Here is a 19,869-nt window from a genome sequence, read left to right as displayed (position 1 = left end):
CACCGCGGGTCGGCGCCCAGCCACCACGCGGCGATCGCAGCCGGCGGCCACCGCGGGTCGGCGCCCAGCCACCACGCGGCGATCGCAGCCGGCGGCTACCGCCGCCGGCCGCCTAGTGCCGCGCGTCCGAGGTTCGTTGACAGCGCGGCGGCGAGTACGAACGTCTTGAATGAGTCATTCAGGTCTTCGGAGGTCCTGAATGACTCATTCAAGACCTTTGGTCGGGCTACCGAGCCTGGCCCGGGCTCGGCTCGGCGAGCGCCCTCACTCCAGCGGCCCGAAGGTCGACATACTTGCCGCGCGCAACACCAGCGCCGCGCGCGAGGTGGGAGGCGCGTGGATGGGCAGACCCGCGGCAGGCATTCGCGCAGGACGGGCCGGCAGCAGGTTGCGGCGCCGAGCGCTGCCGAGTTCCATACCGGCTACCGCGAGCGGCATGGCGGTCGGCAGCCCACACCGCGCATCACCCGGCCGCGAGCAGCGTCAAGACCGCGGCGACCTCGATCCCCTCCCCCTCCAACGCTCGAACACAAGCCGCTGCCGTGGCTCCTGTGGTGATGACGTCGTCCAGCACCACCACCGGGAAGCCGGGCGGTGGGCGCCCCGCCTCGCGGAAGCGCAACCGCCCCGCCAAGTTGGCCACCCGTTCCGCGCGGTCCAGGCCGACCGCGTCGCGCGCGCCGCCGGTCAGCTCCAGTGCCGGGGCCACCGCGACTTCGAAACCCCAGCCGGCCAGGACGCTCGCCGCCGCGTTCGCCAGGCGCTCGACGTGGGGGCCGCCGCGGACCCGGGCCGCCGATCGGCGGCTCGGCGCCGGAACCAGGCAGATCTTCCGGGACGCGGAAGCGGTTCCGGCTTCCCCCGCGAAGGACGTCGCCGAGGTCCCGGAACTGACGGGATTCCGGACACCAGCGGAAACAGCCGTCCGAAGCGGCAGCACGACCACAGCCTCCGCCAACGCGCGCCCCAGCGAAGCGGCCAAATCCCGGCGTCCGCGTTCCTTGTAAGCGATCAGCAACCGCCGCGCCACACCCCGGTACCGGGCCAGCGCGAACACCCGCGCCACCCCCGCCACCGGGACCCGGACGACCTCGGACACCGAACTCCACACCCCCGCGCACCGGGCGCAGCACGGCGCCCCGCGGGCCCCGCAGCCGGCGCACCGGGCGGGGATCAGCAAATCGAGCAGCAGCACACGGACAGTGTCCCCGTCACCACCGACAGTTTCGCCCACTCAGCCCGGGTAGAACGGATCCGCGTCCTTCATCGAGTGGTTCTGCGGCCGCCACACCTCGCCCAGCACCGACGCCGTCCACAGTCCGCTCGCGTCCGCCACCACGATCGGGCGGCTGGGGGCCGCCGTCACGCCGTGGACCTGGGGCGTCAGGTTGGAGCTGTTGAACGCGTCCATCCGCTGGCCGTCCACGGTCACGCGGACCACCGGCTGGGACGTCGACGTCGTCACCGCCACCAGGGTGTCCTGGGCCAGCCAGTCCACGTCGACCACGTCGTGGAGGTCGTGGGGTTGCAGCAGCCTCGGCTCGCGCAGGGCCACCGAGTCGCCGGCGCCGACCACCGAAGCCACCCACAGCTGGCCGTTCACCACCGCCGCCACCCGGGCGCCGTCGCGGGAGAACCGCAGCTCCGTGACGTCGCCCTGCTGGGTCAGGTCCGTCGCGTTGACCTGCAGCGGCGTCCATTGGCCGTTCTGGTTCACCACCATCCGGGCCACCGACACCTGGTCGACCACCGTCCACACCTCGCCGGTGCCCGGGCGCCACGTCGGACGGCTCAGCGTGGTCCCGCCCAGGCCGACCAGCGGCAGGTCGTGCCCCAGGTCGCCGATCCGCAGTCGCACCTTGCCGCCGTCGCGCTCCACCACCGCCAGGCGCTTGCCGTCGACCGACTGGGCCGCGTTCACGACGTCGTAGCCGCCGTTGCCCGCCGGGCCCCCCACCGGCGCGCCGTCCTCCAGTGACCGCACCCGGCCGCCGACCGTCATCAGGCCCGGCAGGTCCCGGCTCGGCGACAGCGTCGCGCCGTACGCGGGTAGCTCGTTCGACCGCCAGTCCGGGTGGTTCGCGACCAGCGGGGCGCCGTCGGCGAGGATCCGGATCCGCGCCGACGTCACGTACTGCAGCGTGAGGACGATCTGCGCGGCGATCAGGTTCCGGATGTCGTCGGCGACCCCGGACAGCCCGGTCAGCGGCACCAGCAGCGTCCCGTCGTCGAGGCTCTTGACGTTCGTGTCGATCTCGACCGGCTCGCCGAGCAGGTTCTTCACCGACCCGGCCAGGCTCGTCGACGGGCCGTTGACCAGCAGGTACATCACCCGGCTCGGCAACCCGGACTGCGGCTTCGCGACGACGTAGCGCCGGTCGGGGACGAAGGTGGCCGACTGCTCCGAGTAGAAGTTCACCGGCACCGCGGTGTAGTTCTCGCTGAAGTCGGACTCGGTCGCGTACAGGTCGGGCGGTGCGTCGACGATCCGCCATTGGCCGGTCGCCTGCTTACGCACCTTCACCTTCAGCGCCGCCGGGCTGTAGTCCGGGACGAACGCGCTGTTCTGGTCGAGCGTGCCGACGTCGACCCCGCGCACGTTGACGACGAGGGTGTTCGGGTCGGGCTGCGGCGCCGGGTCGTAGACCGTGCCGAAGGTGTCCTGGATGATCGTCAGGCTGCGGCTCGGGCGCCAGTTCGCCCGGCCCTGCTCGTCCAGGTAGGCGCGCGCGGCCGCGTTGTTCTGGCCCGGCTTGAGGGTTGCGCCGACGAAGTCGCGCACGAGGGTCAGCGGGTCGCTGTCGGGCTTCGGCTCCGGCACGACGTCACCCGAACCCTGGCCCTGACGTTCGCCGGAGACGACGACGGGCTGGGACTCCAGCGGGACGTTCGCGCAGCCGGCGACCAGCACCACGCACAGCACCGCGAGCACGAGGCGCGGCAGCCGCGGCTTTGGCCCGCGTCCCCGGAAAGCTGGTGGGTTCACTGACCGATTTCCTCACGTTCGGCGAAGATCGCCTCGGGCGCCGGCGTGATCTCGATCAGCCCGAGGTGCACCTCGGCGGCGATGCGGTCGGGCGGCGGCAGCACCAGCGGCGGGTCGCCCGCGGGCACCTCCTGGCGACGCGGCAGTACGAGCCGGAAGCACGCGCCGTCGCCGGGTGCGCCCCACGCGTCGAGCTCGCCGCCGTGCAGGCGGGCGTCCTCCAAGCTGATCGCCAGGCCGAGCCCGGTGCCGCCGGTGCGCCGGTTGCGCGACGGGTCGGCGCGCCAGAACCGGTTGAACACCAGGTCGGCCTCGCCGGCCCGCAGCCCGACGCCGTGGTCCCGGACGGTCACCGCGACCGCGGTCTCGTTGGCGCCGACGGTGAGCACCACCGGCCGGCCCTCGCTGTGGTCGACGGCGTTGCCGAGCAGGTTGCGCAGGATCCGCTCGACGCGCCGGGCGTCGACTTCGGCGATGACCTCCTCGTCGGGCAGCACGAGCTCCACCGAGCTGCCCGCGTTGCCGGCGATCACCCGCACCTGCTCGACCGCGCGGGTGGCGATCGGGCGGACGTCGATGAACTCCGCGGACAGGTCTTCGACGCCGGCGTCGAGCCTGCTGATCTCCAGCAGGTCGCCGAGCAGCGACTCGAACCGGTCGAGCTCGTCGACCAGCAGCTCGGTCGAACGCGCGAGCCCGGCCGGGAACTGCTCGCGCGACGCGTGCAGCACGTCCGCGGCCATCCGGACGGTGGTCAGCGGCGTGCGCAACTCGTGCGAGACGTCGGAGGTGAACCGGCGCTGCAGCCCGCCGAAGTCCTCGAGCTGGCGGATCTGGCGCTGGATGCTCGCGGCCATCCCGTTGTAGGACACCGCAAGCTTCGCCAGGTCGTCTTCGCCGAGCACGGTGAGGCGCTGGTCGAGGTCGCCCCCGGCGAACTGCTCGGCCGCCGCGGCGGCCTGCCGGACCGGGCGGACCACCTGCCGCGTCACCAGGTTCGTGATGCCCGCGAGCAGGAGCAGCAGCACGAGCCCGCCGACCAGCAGCGTGTTCTGCACGGTCGCGACGGTGTTCTGCTCGGTCGTCAGCGGGAACAGCAAGTAGAGCTGCAGCGGGCTGGAGACGGTGTTGAGCGGCGTGCCGACGATCAGGTACGTCGTGCGACCGCCGTCGGAGTCGCCGGCTGTGTGCTCGAGCCAGCTCATCTCGTTGGCTTCGACGAACTGGCGCAGCCGCGGCGGCACGTTCTGGAACGGCCCGGCGAACGAGGGCTCGTCGCCGGACTGGTCGTGGCCGCCGCTGGCGAGCACCGGGACGAACGTGCCGGCCGCCGAGCCGGCCGCGTCCTGGCTGGTCGGCGTGATCGCGATCTTCTTCAGCGCGTTCTGGAGGCGGTCCCGCATCGCCTCGTCGGTCTCGTCGCCGAGGCCGACCAGCTCACCCGCGGCGGTGTCCGCGGCCGCGCGGGTCTGCGCGATGGCGGCGTCGCGCTTGGTGTCCAGCAGGCGCTCGGTGATCTGGTTCTGCAGCACCATGCCGAGCACGAAGACCACGGCCGAGGACAGCGCGAGCGTCGACACGGTGACGCGGAACTGCAGCGAGTGCTTCCACAGCTCGTTGAACGCGACCGCGCGCCGACGCGCGAAAACGACGACACGCCGCACCAGGCGTGCCGTCGTACGCGCGAACGCGGGGAGCCGTCTACCGGTCGCGAGAGTCATCGACTCGTCACGGAGGGCCGGCCTTGTACCCGACGCCGCGAACGGTCAACACCACCTCGGGGTGTTCCGGGTCCTTCTCCACCTTCGAGCGCAGCCGCTGGACGTGGACGTTCACCAGGCGGGTGTCCGCCGCGTGCCGGTAGCCCCACACCTGCTCGAGCAGCACCTCGCGGGTGAACACCTGGCGCGGCTTGCGGGCCAGCGCCACCAGCAGGTCGAACTCCAGCGGGGTCAGCGGGATGGCCTTGCCCTCCCGCGTCACCTCGTGACCCGGCACGTCGATCGCCAGGTCGCCGATGGTGAGCGACTCCGCGGGCTCGGCCTCGGTGCGGCGCATCCGGGCCCGGACGCGCGCGACCAGTTCCTTCGGCTTGAACGGCTTCACGACGTAGTCGTCCGCGCCCGACTCCAGGCCGAGCACGATGTCGACGGTGTCGCTCTTGGCGGTGAGCATGACGATCGGCACCCCGGACTCGGCGCGGATCGCCTTGCAGACGTCGATCCCGTTCATCCCGGGCAGCATCAGGTCGAGCAGGACGAGGTCGGGCTTCAGCTCGCGCAGCGCGGGCAGCGCGCGAGAACCGTCGGCGACCACGGCCGTGTCGAACCCCTCCCCACGGAGCACGATGGTGAGCATCTCCGCGAGGGCGGGGTCGTCGTCGACCACGAGAACACGTGCCTTCATGTCCACATATTCGCACTAGTTCCGGCGCCCGCACGCGCGACCCGCGTGTTTGACCACCAGAAAGATCAAGATCGCGACCATCGCCTGCTCCATCCGGGTGCCCCTGGACGGTCCGTGAAGGCCGGCACGCGGCCTTCACGGACCTGCGGGGAAAGGGTCAGGAGACGGCCGGGACGGGCGCGTCGACGTGCACCGCACCGTCCGCGACGACCACGCGGTGCGTGCGCACGGGGTTCTTGGCCGGCAGGCAGGTCGGCGCACCGGTGCGCAGGTCGAACCGCGCGGCGTGCAGCGGGCACTCGACGAAGCAGCCTTCGAGCCAGCCGTCGGCGAGCGAGGCGTCCTGGTGGGTGCAGGTGTCGTCGACGGCGAAGAAGCCGTCGTCGGTGTGGAACACCGCGATCGGGACCGGGCCGTCGACCCGGAGGGCTTCGCCCACGGGCAGGTCGGCGACGGCGCACGCTCGGATCATCGAGGCCTCCGGAAAAGACTGGCGGGGTGCCGGGACGGTTCGTGAATGTTGCGCATGGCGCGACTCTGCGCTTCTTGCGCAACAATCCGGTTCCGATGGCGTCCACGTCAAGCGATTCGCCCACTCAGCCGATAGGAACGGGGCGAAACGGATAGTGTTGCGCTATGCGGAACCAGGACTCTGCTGACGCAACCTCGGCGGGAAAGCATGCCTCGGCTGGTGGCAACGCAACTCAAAGCCAGGTGCAGTCGGTCGATCGGGCGATCAGCGTGCTCGAGCTGCTCGCCCGCAACGGCGAAACCGGCATCACCGAGATCGCGGGCGAGCTGGGCGTCCACAAGTCGACGGCGTCGCGGCTGCTCAGCGTCCTGGAGTCCAGAGGCCTGGTCGAGCAGCTCGGCGAACGCGGGAAGTACGCGATCGGGTTCGGCATCGTACGGCTGGCGGGTGCCGCGACCGGCCGGATGGACCTGGCGAAGCTCGGCCGCGCCAGCTGCCTGACTCTCGCCGAGGAGCTGGGCGAGACGGTGAACATCGCCATCGCCGACGACGGCGTCGCGATCAACATCAGCCAGGCCCGCGGCTCGGCGGCGATCACCACGCAGAACTGGACCGGCCAGCGCACGCCGCTGCACGCGACGTCCAGCGGCAAGATCCTCCTCGCGTACATGGGCGAAACCGAGCGCAAGCGGGTGCTCAAGCGGAAGCTGGAGCAGTACACGCAGCGCACGACGGTCGAGCCGGACGAGCTGATGACCGAGCTGGAACGGGTGCTCGAAGACGGCTTCGCGGCCTGCTACGAGGAGCTCGAGCTCGGCATGCACGCGGTCGCCGTACCGATCCACGGACCGGGCGGGGACGTCGTCGCGGCGATGAGCGCTTCGGGTCCGTCGTACCGGCTTTCGAAGCAGCGGGTGAAGCAGATCGTGCGGCCGATGACCGAGGCGGCGGAGGACCTTTCCGCGCAGCTCGGTTACTTCCGGGACTAGGGGTACAGCCGCGCCATCGCGCGGATCGTGGTTCCCAGGTGTGCCACCAGTTCCGCGGGCGCCAGCGCCTGCGCGTCCGCGCCGAGCCGGAGCACCCCGGCGGCCGCGTGTGGCACGCTCTCCATGGGGATCTTGGCGCGGCGCCGGCCTTCGTCGTCCGCGGGTTCGAGGGTGCGCCGCACGAGCCGGGCCGCTCGCGGGCCCAGGATGTCCGGCAGGGCCTCGATTCCCGCCGGTGACAGCCGCACGACGGCGGTCTCGCCGGCTTCGCCCTCTTCGTAGCTTTCGACGTTCGCGCGCCAGAACTCCGCCAGGTCGAAGCCGTCCGGCCGGGTGAACCGCTCGTCGAGCGGCTGCAGCTCCTCGATATTCGCGACGCGGTAGGTGCGCACGCGCGGCCCGGCGACGAGGTACCAGACGCCGGCCTTGAGGACGAGGCCGAGCGGGTGCAGCCGGCGCGTGACGATGCCGGGTGTCGGCGACCAGCGGCGGTAGGAAACCTCGACGACCTGGTCCTGCCACAGGGCTTCCGCCGCCGCGAGCAGCTGCGGAACCTGGTCCGCCTCGCGGTACCAGCCGGGCGCGTCGAGGTGGAAGCGCTGCCGGATCCGCACCGACGCGTCGCGGTACGGCGTCGGCAGCGCGGCCATCAGCTTCAGCTCGGCCGCGGCCACCTGGGCGCCCAGGCCCAGCTCCGCGGCCGGCTGCGGCAGGCCGGTGAGGAACAGCGACCCGGCCTCGCCGGCGGTCAGCCCGGTCAGCCGGGTGCGGTAGCCGTCCATCAGCCGGTAGCCGCCGTCGGGCCCGGTCTCGGCGTAGATCGGGACGCCCGCGGCCGCGAGCGCTTCGACGTCCCGGTACACAGTCCGCGCCGTCACGCCCAGCTCCGCCGCCAGTTTCGCGGCGCTCATCAGGCCGCGGTTCTGCAGCAACAGCAACAGGGACACCAGCCGGCTCGCGCGCATGCCACGAAGTCTGCCGGAAACCACTGACAGAAGATGTCAGTGGTGGCAGCCCAAGATCACCGGCATGACCGATTTCGCCTTCTTCCACGGCTCCTGGACCGTCGTCAGCCGCCGGCTCGAAAAGCTGTTCTCCGGCTGCGACGACTGGGACGTCTTCCCCGGCACCACCACCTGCACGCCGCTCTTCGACGGCGGCGGCAACACCGAGGAGATCCACTTCCCCGCTCGCGGGTTCCGCGGCTTCACGCTGCGCCTGTTCGACGTCGAGCGGAAGGAGTGGTCGATCTACTGGGCCAGCAGCCGCACCGGGCTGCTCCAGCCGCCGGTCGTCGGCACGTTCACCGACGGTCGCGGCGACTTCTACGGCGACGACACCCACCACGGGAAACCGATCCGGGCGCACTACATCTGGTCGGACATCACGGACACCTCCGCCCGGTGGGAGCAGGAGTTCTCCGCCGACGGCGGGCGGACCTGGGAATCCAACTGGGTCATGGAGTTCACCCGGGCCTGAGCAGGCACCTTTCGGGCGCTTGACACCACGTCTCGCATGACGCACTTTGTTGCCGAAGACGCAACTTCGTCGCCCGGAGGGACACGATGGCAGCACGGCCCCGGGTGGTCGTCGCCGGCGCCGGCCTGCTCGGCTGCGCGCTGGCCGACGAGCTGACCGAGCGCGGCTGGACCGACGTCACCGTCCTGGGCGGCGGCGAGACGGACGACCGGCCGGGGCTGGTGTTCCGGACCGACGCGGACCGCACGCTGACCGAGTTCGCGAAGTACACCGCCGAGAAGTACGGCGGCCTCGACGGCCCGTGGTGCTTCAACCCGGTCGGCAGCCTGGACCTCGCGACCACCCCCGAGCGGCTCGCGGACCTGAAGCGGCGCCACGGCTGGGCGACGTCGTGGGGCGTGCGCGGCTTCCTGCGCACGCCCCGCGAGTGCGCCGACCTGCACCCGCTCCTCGACGAAACCCGGCTGCTGGGCGGGTTCCACGTCCCCGGTGACGGCCTGCTGCACGCGCGGCGCGCAGCCGAAGCCCAGGTCCGGCGGGCGAAAGCCCGTGGCGCCCGGTTCACCGCCGAGGAGGTCGTGACGGTCGAGCGGGCCGGCGGCCGCGTCACCGGGGTCGTCACCGCGACCGGGCGGGTGCGGGCCGACGTCGTCGTCTTCTGCGACGGCTCGGACGGGCTCGCCCGGCCCGAAGTGCCGCTGCGGCTGCGGTACACGCGGACGTCGCCGCTGCCGGAACTGGCCGGGCACAACGACGACCACGTGCAGGCGGGCAAACCCGTGCTGCGCGACCTCGACACCGGGCTGACCGTCCGCGAGCACGTCGACCGGCTCGGCATCGGCGGCGACTGGGACACGGCGGTCGCGCTCCTGCCCGCGCTCCGGGACGCCGAGGCCGAAGCCACGACGACGATCCTGCTGCCCGGCACCCCGGACGGGCAGCCGCTGCTGGGTGAACACCCGGAGCTCGACGGCTTCTGGGTGGCGAAGGCCGTCCGCGCCGAGCACTCCGCCGGAGTCGCGCGCGAGCTGGCGCGCTGGCTCGTCGACGGGCAGCCGGTGCTCGCGCTGCACGGCTGCGACCTCGCCCGGTTCGCGCCGTCGGCCCGGTTCACCGCGGAGCCGGTGCGGACCGGACCCTTCCACGAGCGGCAGCTCGCGCTGGGCGCGCACTTCGGTTCTGCGGACGGCTGGACGCGGCCTGAGCGGTACTCATCCGACGCCGGTGCGGAAGCGCTCGTCACCCGTGAGCGCGTCGCGATGTTCGACCTGACGTCCGCGCCGCGGCTGGCCGTCACCGGGCCCGGCGCGCTGCCGTTCCTGCGCACCATGACGACCGGCGACCTGGCGGAACCGCCGGGAACGCTCACGGGAACGCTGCTGCTCGGCGAAGACGGCGGGGTGCGCGGCCGCCTCACCGTGGCCCGCCTCGGCGACGAACGGTTCCACGTCGGCGCCGGCGGGCGCCTGGACTTCGACTGGCTGCGGCGGCACCTGCCCGGTGACGGCACCGTCCAGGTCCACGAAACGACTCCGGGCACGTGCTGTGTCGGCGTGTGGGGACCACTGGCGGACTCCGTCCTGACCGAACTGTCCACAACGGACTTCTCAGCCGAGGAGACGTACGTCGGCGACGTCCCGGTCGTCGCGTTGCGACTGTCCACTGTGGGTGAACCCGGCTGGGAGCTGCACACGACGGCGGACCTGGGCCGCCGCCTGTGGGACACCCTGCGCGAACGGGACATCGCCGTCGCGGGTTATCAAGCGTTAACGAGCCTGCGGCTGGAGGCCGGCACTCCCGTCGCCGGCGTCGACTTCACCACCGAGCACGACCCCTACGAGGCCGGGCTCGGGGATTCCGTCCACCGGGACAAGGGCTACTTCCTCGGCCGGGACGCGCTGGCGGGCCGGTCCGCGGAGACCGTGACGCGCCGGCTGAGGCGTCTGACGACCGGGAAAGTGTTGCAAGGCAAGGAACCCGTCTACGTCGAAGGCCGCGCCGTCGGGTACGTGACCAGCGCCGGGTACGGCTACACCCTGGGCCAAGCCCTCGCGTATGGCTGGCTTCCGGTGGAGCACAGCGGATCCGGGACACCGGTCGAGATCGGGCACTTCGGCGAGCGCGTGCCGGGGAGGGTCGTGTGACGCACTACGACGTGATCGTGCTCGGCCTCGGCGGGATGGGCAGCGCCGCGGCGTACCGGCTCGCGCGGCGCGGGCAGCGGGTGCTCGGCATCGACCAGTTCGCGCCGGTGCACAACCGCGGGTCGAGCCACGGCGGTTCGCGGATCACGCGCCAGGCGTACCTCGAAGGCCCCGAGTACGTGCCGCTCCTGCTGCGCGCCCACGAACTGTGGGACGGCCTCGAGCGCGACAGCGGACGGCGGCTGTTCACCCGCTGCGGCGGGATCATGGTCGGCACGGCCGGCTCGCGCACGATCACCGGCAGCGTGGCTTCGGCTCGCGCCTTCGACATCCCGCACGAACTGCTGGACGCCGGCGAGATCCGGCGCCGGTTCCCGACCTTGGCGCCGTCGACCCGCGAAGTCGCGCTGTACGAGCCGGGCGCCGGGCTGGTGTCGCCCGAGGGCAGCGTCGCCGCGCACCTGCAGCTCGCCGCGCGGTGCGGCGCCGAGCTGCACCACGAGGAGAAGGTGTTCACCTGGAGCACGATGGCCGGCGGGGTGCGCGTCGGGACGTCGCACAGCTATTACACGGCCGACCGGCTGGTGCTCGCGCCCGGCGCGTGGGCCGGCGAGCTGCTGCGCGATTTCGGCGTGGAGTTCACGGTGCGGCGGCAGGTGCAGTACTGGTTCGCGCCGACGGGCGGGATCACGCAGTACCAGCGGCACCCCGTGTACCTCTGGGAAGGCGACGGCTACACGTTCTACGGCTTCCCGGCGCACAACGCGCCCGCGGACGGCGTGAAGGTCGCGTTCCACACCGGCGGCCGCGCGTGCACCCCGGACGGCATCGATCGGACGGTATCGGCCGAGGAGGTCCACGAGATCGCTTCCGTCGTGAAGCGGCACCTCCCGACGCTGCCGGGAGAGTTCCTCCGCGCGGCGACGTGCATGTACACCGATACGGCCGACGAGAGCTTCGTCGTGGCGCCGCACCCGGACGAGGAGCGGGTGGTGCTGGCGTGCGGGTTCTCCGGCCACGGCTTCAAGTTCGCCCCGGTGATCGGCGAGATCGTCGCGGACCTGGTGATCGACGGCTCGACGACGCATCCGATCGCGAAGTTCGACCCGGCCCGGCTACTCCCCTAGCAGCGTCTTCGCGAGCGCTTCGAGATCGACACCCGCGACACCGTCCAAGACGTGCCACGGCGCCAGCCAGCCCGACGCGGCCAGCTCGTCGTACACCGCCGCGCACCGTCGCTGCAGTCCGTCGTCGGTCTCGAACGCGTCGCGCTCGCGGTCGGTCTCCGCCTCCGCGCGCCGTTCCGCGCGCTCGGCCGCGACCGCCGGGGCCACCCGCAGCAGCAGGTGCGCGTCGGGGCGGGGCAGGCCGAACCGGCCGACCTCCAGCTCCCACACCCACTTCACGACTTCGCCGGCCGCGTCCTGGCGCAACCGCGCGGCCGCGTACGCGGCGTTGGACGCGACATAGCGGTCGAGGAGAACGACGTCGTGCGCGTCCCGCAGGGCTCGGATGTCGTCCGCGGCGCCGCTGCGGTCGAGCGCGTAGAGCACGGCCATGCCGTACACCGAGTCGGCGAGGTCGCCGTGTCCGCGGTGCAGCGCCTCCTTGACGAGGTCCGCGTGCACACTCTCGCCGTAGCGAGGGAAGGCCAGCGACGCCACGCTCGCACCCTTCGCGCGCAACGCGTCCGTCAGCCCGTCGGCGAGCGTGCGCTTGCCCGCGCCGTCGAGCCCTTCGATGACCACCAGTCGACCCACGGGCGTCACCATAACGGTGGTGGACCGGCGGGCTCGGTGGAAGGGGATCGACGCCGAGCCCGCCGGTTCGTCTTCAGGCGGAGATCCGCCTCAGGTGCAGCACGTAGCCCGCGCCGCTCACGGCCAGCACGCCGACGAGGATCAGCAGCGGCACCCAGCCGGTGTCGTGGCCGGACGGCGCCGGGCCACCGTCGCCGCGGGGCATGACCTGCGATGTCGCGTCGTAGCCGCCCGCCTCGCCTTCGCGGGCGTAGGCCGAGCCGGGGAGCTTGTCCGCGTACCGCGCCGAAACCGTCCGCTGGTAGTCGGCGACGGTGACCGCTCCCGCGTTCCCCGAAAGCGGCGTGACGCGGCCGTCGCGGACCGAGTACCAGGCGTCGACCTGAGGTTCGTGCAGCAGCCGGGCGTCCGCCGGCAGGGTGCGGGCGAACGCCGTCTCGACGTCGCCCGAGGCGATGTTGCCGACCTGCCAGGTGCCGTCGGCCCCGCGGACCGACCAGAGCGTCGCGGTCCGGCCGTCGGAGGCCCGGGCGGGCACCGCGAAGTAGGCGAAGTCGCCCGGTTCCACCCCCGGCTTGCCCACGACGAAGTCCGGCGAGAGCTCGTAAACCGGGTAGGCGTCCGGCGCGACCTGGACCGTCACCGGCCCCTTCGCGTCCGGCGCCTCGGCGAAGAAGCGGACCAGGACGTCCTGGAGGTCCGCCGCCGCGGCGTGCGCGGCCACGGCGTCGGCGCTGCTGATGCCGGCGGCCTGGGCCGCGCCTGACACCGGGGCCGTCATCAGCAGCGCCGCGCCGGTCAGCACGGCGAGCACGAGCGCCCGCCTGCTCATCGGGCGATCCCGGTGAGCGTGTGCGTCCAGGTGAACGACGAGTTGTGCGTGTAGAAGCCGTAGGTCGACCAGTTGTAGCGCCGGGCCGGCCCCGGGTCACCCCAGGACACCCAGCCGCCGCTGGTGTCGTAGCCGTAGAGGACGTGGGTGTGGCCACCGCCGGAGCGGTACCCGACGCGGGTCTCGACCGGCCGGTTCGCCGCCGTCTGCGTCCGGATGTCGGCGTAGGAGATGCGGCGGTCGAGGTAGCGGCCCGGCGAAGCGAACCCGAGCTTCGCGAAGGCTCGCTGCGGGTCGGCGAGGGTGCCGGGGAGGTTCGCGCAGTCCTTTCCGGTCTCGCCGTGGGCGAGCTGGCAGAACCGCGTCTGGCTCACCGCGGCGCCGTGGAAGGCCGCGATGGTGGCGCCCGAGCCCGCCCAGCACCATTGGCTGCGCTGCTGGGACTGCATCGTGAGGTGGGCCTGGAAGGTCGACGGCACTCCGGGCGCGGCTCCGGCGGTGACCGGCGCGACCAGGCACAACATCAGGCTCACGGCCAGTACGGCGTGGGCCCGGCTCGACTTCACCAGCACGGACGGCCTCCTGCTCGAACGTGGGCGAACCAGCGGTGGTCACAACGGTGAACAACGCGGTCACAAGGAGCAAGAACGCCATCTGGCTGAACGGACCGTTCCGGGGGCCGACCGGAACGCGGAACAGTCACCATAACGAGGCCAACCACCCTGAACGGGGGTCGGCACCTCCACTCTACGCTGCTAACGTGAACGTTCCGCGGTGTTCACGCCCAGCGCACACACTGGTCGGGTGAAGGGACGAGCGGTGGCACAAGACGGGAACCTCCCACTGATCATCGATGGCGCCCGCACGACCCGGGCATCGGTCGCCGAGCTGCCGAAAGAGCTGACCGAGGCGCTCCGCACCGGCGAGTTCCACCACGCCCTGAGACTGGCGATCGCCTACCGCGGCCTCTCGCTCGCCCGGCTCCGCGCGCACCTCGCGCTGCGCGGGGTCCAAATCGGACAGTCGACGCTGAGTTACTGGCAACGCGGGCTGCGCCAGCCCGAGGTGCCCAAGGCGCTCCCGGCGGTCCGGGCCCTGGAATCGGTCCTCCAGCTGCCTGCGGACGCCCTCGTGGTGCTGATCGGACCGCGACTGGTCCGCCGCGGCCACCAGCCGGCGGCGTCGTTCCACGACCTGCGTTCCGGTGACATGGGGTCGATCGTCGAGGACCTGCTCGCCGAACTCGGCGCGTACCCGTCGTCGAACCACTACAACGCCGACCTCGAGCTGCTGTCGGTCCACGACACGATCACGTTCGACGCCGAGCACCGCCAAGTCAGTCTTCGCACGCGGCTGGTGACGCGGGCGCGCCGACACGGCCCGGACCGCTACCTGACGGTCTACAACGGCGATCCGGGGTGCCGGATCGACGACGTCGAGCTGATCACCGACGAGGGCTGCCGCGTCGGGCGGATGCGCCGCAACCCCGACGCGGACACGATGGCGACGGAGCTGCTGTTCGACCGCAAGCTCGCCGAGGGCGACATCCACGTGTTCTGCTTCGAGGTCCGCGACGACTCGGGGTCGGCGTCGCCGGGGTACTACCGGATGCTGCGCGACCGCTGCGCGAGCTACCTGGTCCAGCTGCGCTTCGACCGCAACGCGCTGCCGGCCCGCTGCACCCGCCAGGTCCGCGCGCGCGACGACGCCCTGCCGGTGGTGGCCGAAGAGCTGGCGTGCGACATGGGCGGGGTGAGCAGCGCGTTCTTCAACGACGCCGGGCCGGGGCTGGCCGGCGTCGCCGTCGAGTGGAACTGATCACGCCACTCCGTCCCGCAGCGCGGTGAACAGCCGCTCGAGACGTTCGCGGTGGTCGTCCGCCACGACGTCCGGGTCGCCTCGGTCGATGAGCCGGCTCGCGGTCCGCACCAGCACCGTGGCGTAACCGGCGATGAAGAACGCCGCGAACAGCGGCCCGTCGCCGTCGAAGGCCGCGTCGCTCGCGAGCTCGTCGGCGAGGAGCCGCTGCAGGTCCGAAGCGATCTCCCGCACCCGCGCGATCAGGGCGGGCGACGCCGCGACCGTCCGGAAGAACGGGATCGCCCCGTCGGCGACCCCGGACAGCCCGTGGCGCTCGTCGAGGAGCCGGAGGGTCGCGGCGCGCAGGGACGCGAGCACGTCGACGCCCGGGGCGCGGTCGCGCACCGCCGAGCGCAGGACGTCGGCCGCGTCGACCTGGCGGTCCAGGAGGAGGTCCTCCTTGCGCGGGAAGTGCTTGAAGACCGTCACGCTCGAAACCCCGGCCTCCCGCGCGACCTCCGCGACCGTGACCGCGTCGAACCCGCGCTCGAGGAACAACCGGGTGGCGACCTGCGAGATCTTCGCCCGCGTCTGCGGCCCGCCGCGCTCCCCGGTCCTGGGCATCCGTCACACTCCCTTGTCTCACTAAACTTAGTCAGTTAACTTAGTGGCATGCCTTCCGAACAGACCACCGGCATTCTCGCCGCACCGCCTTCCCCCCGATCACTGCGGGAGGCGTGGATCGCCCTGGCGGGGCTGTCCGCGGTGTTCCTCTTCGAGATGCTCGACAACTCGATCCTCAACGTCGCGCTGCCCACGATCGGCCGCGAACTGCACGCCTCGACGACCGTCCTGCAGTGGGTGACGGGCGCCTACGCGGTCGTGTTCGGCGGGCTGATGCTGGCCTTCGGCGCGGTGGCCGACCGGTTCGGCCGGCGCCGGATCATGCTCGTCGGCCTGGTCCTGCTCGGCGTCGCGAGCCTCGCGACCGCGTTCGTCACCACCGCGGAGCAGCTGATCGCCGTGCGGGTGGCGATGGGCGTCGCGGCCGCGATGACGACCCCGGGTTCGATGGCGCTGGCCTTCCGGCTGTTCGCCGACGACGGCCTGCGCGTCCGCGCGACCACTCTCATCTCGACGGTGGGCCTGGTCGGGCTCGCGATCGGCCCGACCGCGGGCGGCTTCGTGCTCGCGATCGCGCCGTGGCAGGTCCTGCTGCTGGTGAACGTGCCGGTCGCCGCGCTCGCCTTCGCCGGCGTGCGGTTCGGCATCGCCGCGGACGACCCGGCCGGCCTTCACCGCGACCCGGTGGACATCCTCGGCGCGGCACTCGGCACGGCGACCGTCGTGCTCGCGCTCGTCGCCCCGACGCTGTTCGTGAACGAGGGTGCCCAGACCTGGGCACCGTGGGCGGCGACCGCGGCGGCGGTCGTGGCCGGGTTCCTGTTCGTCGTCCGCGAGCGCTCGGCCCGCTATCCGCTGCTCGACCTCAAGCTCGTCGCGCACCCGCTGGTGTCCAGCGGCCTGGCGTTCAAGGCCGCCGCCGGCCTGGCGACCGCCGGTCTCGGCTACCTGGTGACGCTGCAGCTGCAGCTCGACTGGGGCTGGCCGCCCGCGCTCGCCGCCGCCGGGATGCTGCCGCAGGTCGTCGTGCTGGTCGCCGGCGGCGTGTTCGTCAGTCCCTTCGTGCGCCGCGTCGGCCTCGAGCACGCGGCCTGGATCAGCGCCGCGGCGGTCGTGGCGGGGCTCGCCGTCTACGGCCTGCTGAGCCGGTTCGGCTACCCGTGGGTGGCGATCGCGCTGGTGCTCGTGGCCGCCGGGATGCGGGTGTTCGGCGTCGTCGCCGGCGTCAACGTCCTGCGCGGCCTGCCGGAGAACCGGACGACGATCGGCGCGGCGCTCACCGACACCGCCACCGAGGTCACGTCCGGCGCCGGCATCGCCGCCACCGGCACGATCCTCGCCGCGCTGTTCACCGGCGACATCGCCACGACGCACTGGAGCGCGCAGCAGACCGCGGAGTTCCGGGAGGCTGTCACGGTCGCCGGCCTGACGCTCACGATTGTCGCGGCGGCGCTGGTCGTGTGGGGGTTCGTCCGCTCACGACGGGCTCAGTGACCGCAGTGCTTGGCTTTGTCCCGTGCAGGACAACGAGCCTTGTGAGCGCCGCCCGGCTCGGCGGTCTTCCGGCGGCATCGGGGCGCGGTGGCGTCCTGAATGAGTCATTCAGGTCTTGGGAGGTCCTGAATGACTAATTCAAGACCTTTGAGATTACGCGGGAGGGCCACCGATGCCGAGCTCGTTTCCCTCGGGATCGCGGTAGATGATCTTGCGGACGCCGTTGTCGTAGGTCTCCCGATCCACCGGCTCGATGCCGCGGGCGGAGATCCCGGCGACGCGCTCGTCGAGGTCCTCGACGAAGAGGGTGTGCATGGCGAGCCCGGCCCGTTCGGGCCGCAGCACGACGTAGACCGAGCCGTGTTCCGCGACCTGCCAGAGCACCTCGGTCTCGTGCACGACGAACGTCGGCGGGGAGCCGAAGAGGCGCTCGTACCAGGCGAGTGCGCCGGGGAAATCGCGGACGGCGATCCCGGCGAAGAGTTCGACGCTCACCACACCTCGAATCCGTTGGCCCTCGCGGCCTCACCCTGACGCTGATCTCGCGTAACGAAGGCAATGGGTTCGCCGCCGGTCAACTCGGCCGTGTCGTGCATCGCGACCGCGATGTGGATCGCGTCGAGGGTGCGGACGGGGTAGTTGTCGGTGACCAGCCGTCGTGCTGCAGCGAAGATCCGCGGCGGCTCCAACGGGATGACCCCGAGTACCGACTGGGCGTCCTCGTCGAACTGGGCCAGGAACCCACGGGCATCCGGAATCCGGCCGGCTCGCTTGGCCGCCGTGACCGCGCTCGCGAACTCGAGCCGGGTCAGCTCGCTGGTGAGCACGACGTGATCACCGTCGATCAGCAACTTCCGCAGCTCGGCGTGTTCGGGCTCGTCGACGAGGTAGGCACCGACCACCGCACTCGTGTCGGCGTAGAGGACGGTCACCATTCACCCCTGGTCCAGTCGAGTGCCTCACTGACGGCCGTACCCCAGCCGCGCGAGAGCCTTTCCAGCTCGTCGTGTCCCGGCGCCTCACCTTCGGGCTCGAACGTCATCAGCTTGCCCTCGGCGATCAGTCGCCGCTTCCATTCCGCGCGTGTTTCGGTTTTCGCCACTACGCCCCTCAACGCTTCCGTGACCAGGTCGTTCATGCTGCGCCCTTCAGCTTCGGCTCTCGCCTTCAGCCGGGCGTGCAGCTCGTCGTCGATCCTCGTGATCAACTGTTTCACGACTCCATGATAGCGCATCACCCATTCGAGCTATCACTGTCCGAAACGCAGAACAAAGGGCCGCCCCGAACACTTTCGGGGCGGCCCTGACCTGCTGAAACGCTGAACCTCAGTACCGGTAGTGGTCCGCCTTGAACGGGCCTTCGACGTCCACGTCGATGTACTCGGCCTGCTCCTTGGTCAGCTTCGTCAGCTCACCGCCGAGCGCGTCCAAGTGGATCTTCGCCACCTTCTCGTCCAGCTTCTTGGGAAGGCGGAAGACCTCGTTGTCGTACTCCTCGTGCTTGGTGAACAGCTCGATCTGCGCGATCACCTGGTTGGAGAAGCTGTTCGACATCACGAACGACGGGTGCCCGGTCGCGTTGCCCAGGTTGAGCAGCCGGCCCTCGGACAGCACGATGATCGTGTTGCCGTTCGGGAAGATCCACTCGTCGACCTGCGGCTTGATGTTGATGCGGCGGATGCCCGGGTAACGCTGGAGGCCCGCCATGTCGAGCTCGTTGTCGAAGTGGCCGATGTTGCCCAGGATCGCCTGGTGCTTCATCTTCGCCATGTGCTCGACGAGCACGACGTCCTTGTTGCCGGTCGTGGTGATGATGATGTCGGCCTCGTGCAGCACGGTCTCGAGCTTGCGGACCGCGTAACCGTCCATCGCCGCCTGCAGCGCGCAGATCGGGTCGATCTCGGTCACGATCACGCGGGCGCCCTGGCCGCGCAGCGACTCCGCCGCGCCCTTGCCGACGTCGCCGTAGCCGCAGACGACCGCGACCTTGCCGCCGATCAGGACGTCGGTGCCGCGGTTGATGCCGTCGATCAGCGAGTGGCGGATGCCGTAGCGGTTGTCGAACTTCGACTTCGTCACCGCGTCGTTGACGTTGATCGCCGGGAACAGCAGCTCCCCGGCCGCGGCGAGCTGGTAGAGCCGCAGCACGCCGGTGGTGGTCTCCTCGGTGACGCCGCGGATGCCCTCGCCGATCTTCGTCCACTTGCCGGTGTCCGAAGCGACCGACGCGCGCAGCAGCTCGAGGAACACGCGGAACTCGTCCGACGTGTTCTCGTCCGGCGTCGGCACGACGCCCGACTTCTCGAACTCGGTGCCCTTGTGGACGAGCATGGTGGCGTCACCGCCGTCGTCGAGGATCATGTTCGGACCCTCGCCGTCCCAGGTGAGCATCCGCTCGGTGCACCACCAGTACTCCTCGAGCGACTCGCCCTTCCACGCGAAGACGGGGACGCCCTTGGGCTCTTCGGCCGTACCGTGCGGGCCGACGACGATCGCGGCGGCCGCGTGGTCCTGCGTCGAGAAGATGTTGCAGGACGCCCAGCGCACCTCCGCACCCAGCGAGACCAGCGTCTCGATCAGGACGGCCGTCTGCACGGTCATGTGCAGCGAACCGGAGACGCGGGCGCCGCGCAGCGGGTAGACCTCCGCGTATTCGCGCCGCAGCGCCATCAGTCCCGGCATCTCGTGCTCGGCGAGGCGGATCTCCTTGCGGCCGAACTCGGCGGCCTCGAGGTCGGCGACGGCGAACTCGATGCCGTTGCGGGTCTGGTGCCGCTTGGCAACGCTTTCGGGGGTCATAGTGGCGATTCCTCCAAGACTCGATGACGTCCGAACACTACCGTTGTCCGCTCGACCTTCCCTAGGATCGCGTAGGAGGCCTTCA

General features: G+C 71.3%; 20 protein-coding genes. 6 read left to right on the top strand and 14 right to left on the bottom strand.

The features are described from left to right. Positions 1-463: 463 nt before the first annotated feature. From AB0M59_RS08805 to AB0M59_RS08785, 5 genes are all read right to left on the bottom strand, one after another. Positions 464-1,195 carry a ComF family protein gene (locus AB0M59_RS08805; protein ID WP_364610958.1) on the bottom strand — a complete coding sequence of 244 codons (732 nt, stop codon included), beginning with the start codon at positions 1,193-1,195 and terminating at the stop codon, positions 464-466. Positions 1,196-1,234: 39 nt separating this feature from the next. Continuing rightward, positions 1,235-2,944 carry an LpqB family beta-propeller domain-containing protein gene (locus AB0M59_RS08800; RefSeq protein WP_364611465.1) on the bottom strand — a complete coding sequence of 570 codons (1,710 nt, stop codon included), beginning with the start codon at positions 2,942-2,944 and terminating at the stop codon, positions 1,235-1,237. Positions 2,945-2,982: 38 nt separating this feature from the next. Then, positions 2,983-4,707, bottom strand: coding sequence for an MtrAB system histidine kinase MtrB (mtrB, locus tag AB0M59_RS08795; protein WP_364610955.1), 1,725 nt, complete (start codon positions 4,705-4,707; stop codon positions 2,983-2,985). A 7-nt stretch (positions 4,708-4,714) separates the two neighbouring features. Then, positions 4,715-5,392, bottom strand: a complete 678-nt coding sequence (gene mtrA / locus AB0M59_RS08790) for an MtrAB system response regulator MtrA (protein WP_005150760.1) — start codon at positions 5,390-5,392, stop codon at positions 4,715-4,717. A gap of 157 nt (positions 5,393-5,549) precedes the next feature. Continuing rightward, on the bottom strand, positions 5,550-5,864 hold the full coding sequence (locus AB0M59_RS08785; RefSeq protein WP_364610952.1) for a bifunctional 3-phenylpropionate/cinnamic acid dioxygenase ferredoxin subunit: 315 nt from the start codon (positions 5,862-5,864) through the stop codon (positions 5,550-5,552). A 164-nt stretch (positions 5,865-6,028) separates the two neighbouring features. On the opposite strand from AB0M59_RS08785, the gene AB0M59_RS08780 reads away from it, so the two are divergent. Continuing rightward, positions 6,029-6,853, top strand: a complete 825-nt coding sequence (locus tag AB0M59_RS08780; RefSeq protein WP_364610949.1) for an IclR family transcriptional regulator — start codon at positions 6,029-6,031, stop codon at positions 6,851-6,853. Here the strand turns inward: AB0M59_RS08780 and AB0M59_RS08775 are convergent. Then, positions 6,850-7,818, bottom strand: a complete 969-nt coding sequence (locus AB0M59_RS08775) for a WYL domain-containing protein (RefSeq protein WP_364610946.1) — start codon at positions 7,816-7,818, stop codon at positions 6,850-6,852. The two genes, AB0M59_RS08780 and AB0M59_RS08775, sit on opposite strands and share 4 nt — an antisense overlap. 64 nt (positions 7,819-7,882) lie before the next feature. On the opposite strand from AB0M59_RS08775, the gene AB0M59_RS08770 reads away from it, so the two are divergent. The 3 genes from AB0M59_RS08770 (at position 7,883) to solA (ending at position 11,603) form a co-directional block, all read left to right on the top strand. After that, positions 7,883-8,332, top strand: coding sequence for a hypothetical protein (locus tag AB0M59_RS08770; protein ID WP_364610943.1), 450 nt, complete (start codon positions 7,883-7,885; stop codon positions 8,330-8,332). A gap of 86 nt (positions 8,333-8,418) precedes the next feature. After that, positions 8,419-10,476 (top strand): FAD-dependent oxidoreductase, encoded by a 2,058-nt coding sequence (locus tag AB0M59_RS08765; RefSeq protein ID WP_364610940.1) that lies wholly within the window; start codon positions 8,419-8,421, stop codon positions 10,474-10,476. Beyond that, entirely contained in the window at positions 10,473-11,603 is a 1,131-nt protein-coding gene (gene solA / locus AB0M59_RS08760; protein WP_364610937.1) for an N-methyl-L-tryptophan oxidase, read from the top strand. The genes AB0M59_RS08765 and solA overlap by 4 nt, the downstream gene beginning before the upstream one ends. Here solA and AB0M59_RS08755 read toward each other — a convergent pair. From AB0M59_RS08755 to AB0M59_RS08745, 3 genes are all read right to left on the bottom strand, one after another. Beyond that, a complete protein-coding gene (locus AB0M59_RS08755; RefSeq protein ID WP_364611463.1) occupies positions 11,592-12,224 on the bottom strand; it encodes a dTMP kinase in 633 nt (210 codons plus the stop codon). The genes solA and AB0M59_RS08755 overlap by 12 nt on opposite strands. Before the next feature lie 85 nt (positions 12,225-12,309). Continuing rightward, positions 12,310-13,068 (bottom strand): hypothetical protein, encoded by a 759-nt coding sequence (locus tag AB0M59_RS08750; RefSeq protein WP_364610934.1) that lies wholly within the window; start codon positions 13,066-13,068, stop codon positions 12,310-12,312. Beyond that, positions 13,065-13,640 (bottom strand): papain-like cysteine protease family protein, encoded by a 576-nt coding sequence (locus AB0M59_RS08745; RefSeq protein WP_364610931.1) that lies wholly within the window; start codon positions 13,638-13,640, stop codon positions 13,065-13,067. The genes AB0M59_RS08750 and AB0M59_RS08745 overlap by 4 nt, the downstream gene beginning before the upstream one ends. 247 nt (positions 13,641-13,887) lie before the next feature. Between AB0M59_RS08745 and AB0M59_RS08740 the strand changes: the two genes are divergently transcribed. After that, positions 13,888-14,886, top strand: coding sequence for a hypothetical protein (locus AB0M59_RS08740; protein ID WP_103341215.1), 999 nt, complete (start codon positions 13,888-13,890; stop codon positions 14,884-14,886). On the opposite strand, the gene AB0M59_RS08735 is transcribed toward AB0M59_RS08740, so the two are convergent. Then, the gene (locus AB0M59_RS08735) at positions 14,887-15,492 is read right to left on the bottom strand and encodes a TetR/AcrR family transcriptional regulator (RefSeq protein ID WP_364610928.1); all 606 of its coding nucleotides are present in this window, start codon (positions 15,490-15,492) and stop codon (positions 14,887-14,889) included. Between the two features lie 48 nt (positions 15,493-15,540). On the opposite strand from AB0M59_RS08735, the gene AB0M59_RS08730 reads away from it, so the two are divergent. Then, positions 15,541-16,986 carry an MFS transporter gene (locus AB0M59_RS08730; protein WP_364610925.1) on the top strand — a complete coding sequence of 482 codons (1,446 nt, stop codon included), beginning with the start codon at positions 15,541-15,543 and terminating at the stop codon, positions 16,984-16,986. 153 nt (positions 16,987-17,139) lie between these two features. On the opposite strand, the gene AB0M59_RS08725 is transcribed toward AB0M59_RS08730, so the two are convergent. The 4 genes from AB0M59_RS08725 to ahcY form a co-directional block, all read right to left on the bottom strand. After that, positions 17,140-17,481: a VOC family protein gene (locus tag AB0M59_RS08725; protein WP_364610922.1), complete on the bottom strand. Its 342-nt coding sequence runs from the start codon at positions 17,479-17,481 to the stop codon at positions 17,140-17,142. Beyond that, on the bottom strand, positions 17,478-17,921 hold the full coding sequence (locus AB0M59_RS08720) for a type II toxin-antitoxin system VapC family toxin (protein ID WP_364610920.1): 444 nt from the start codon (positions 17,919-17,921) through the stop codon (positions 17,478-17,480). Before AB0M59_RS08720 ends, AB0M59_RS08725 begins: the two co-directional genes overlap by 4 nt. Further along, positions 17,915-18,202, bottom strand: coding sequence for a toxin-antitoxin system HicB family antitoxin (locus AB0M59_RS08715; RefSeq protein ID WP_364610918.1), 288 nt, complete (start codon positions 18,200-18,202; stop codon positions 17,915-17,917). Before AB0M59_RS08715 ends, AB0M59_RS08720 begins: the two co-directional genes overlap by 7 nt. Positions 18,203-18,311: 109 nt before the next feature. Next, positions 18,312-19,784: an adenosylhomocysteinase gene (gene ahcY / locus AB0M59_RS08710; RefSeq protein ID WP_364610916.1), complete on the bottom strand. Its 1,473-nt coding sequence runs from the start codon at positions 19,782-19,784 to the stop codon at positions 18,312-18,314. Positions 19,785-19,869 lie beyond the last annotated feature (85 nt).

The sequence above is a fragment of the Amycolatopsis sp. NPDC051371 genome, from assembly GCF_040682155.1.
Classification (GTDB): domain Bacteria; phylum Actinomycetota; class Actinomycetes; order Mycobacteriales; family Pseudonocardiaceae; genus Amycolatopsis.
The sequence above is the reverse complement of the archived record's forward strand: the minus strand, read 5'-3'. Positions and strand labels throughout refer to the sequence as shown.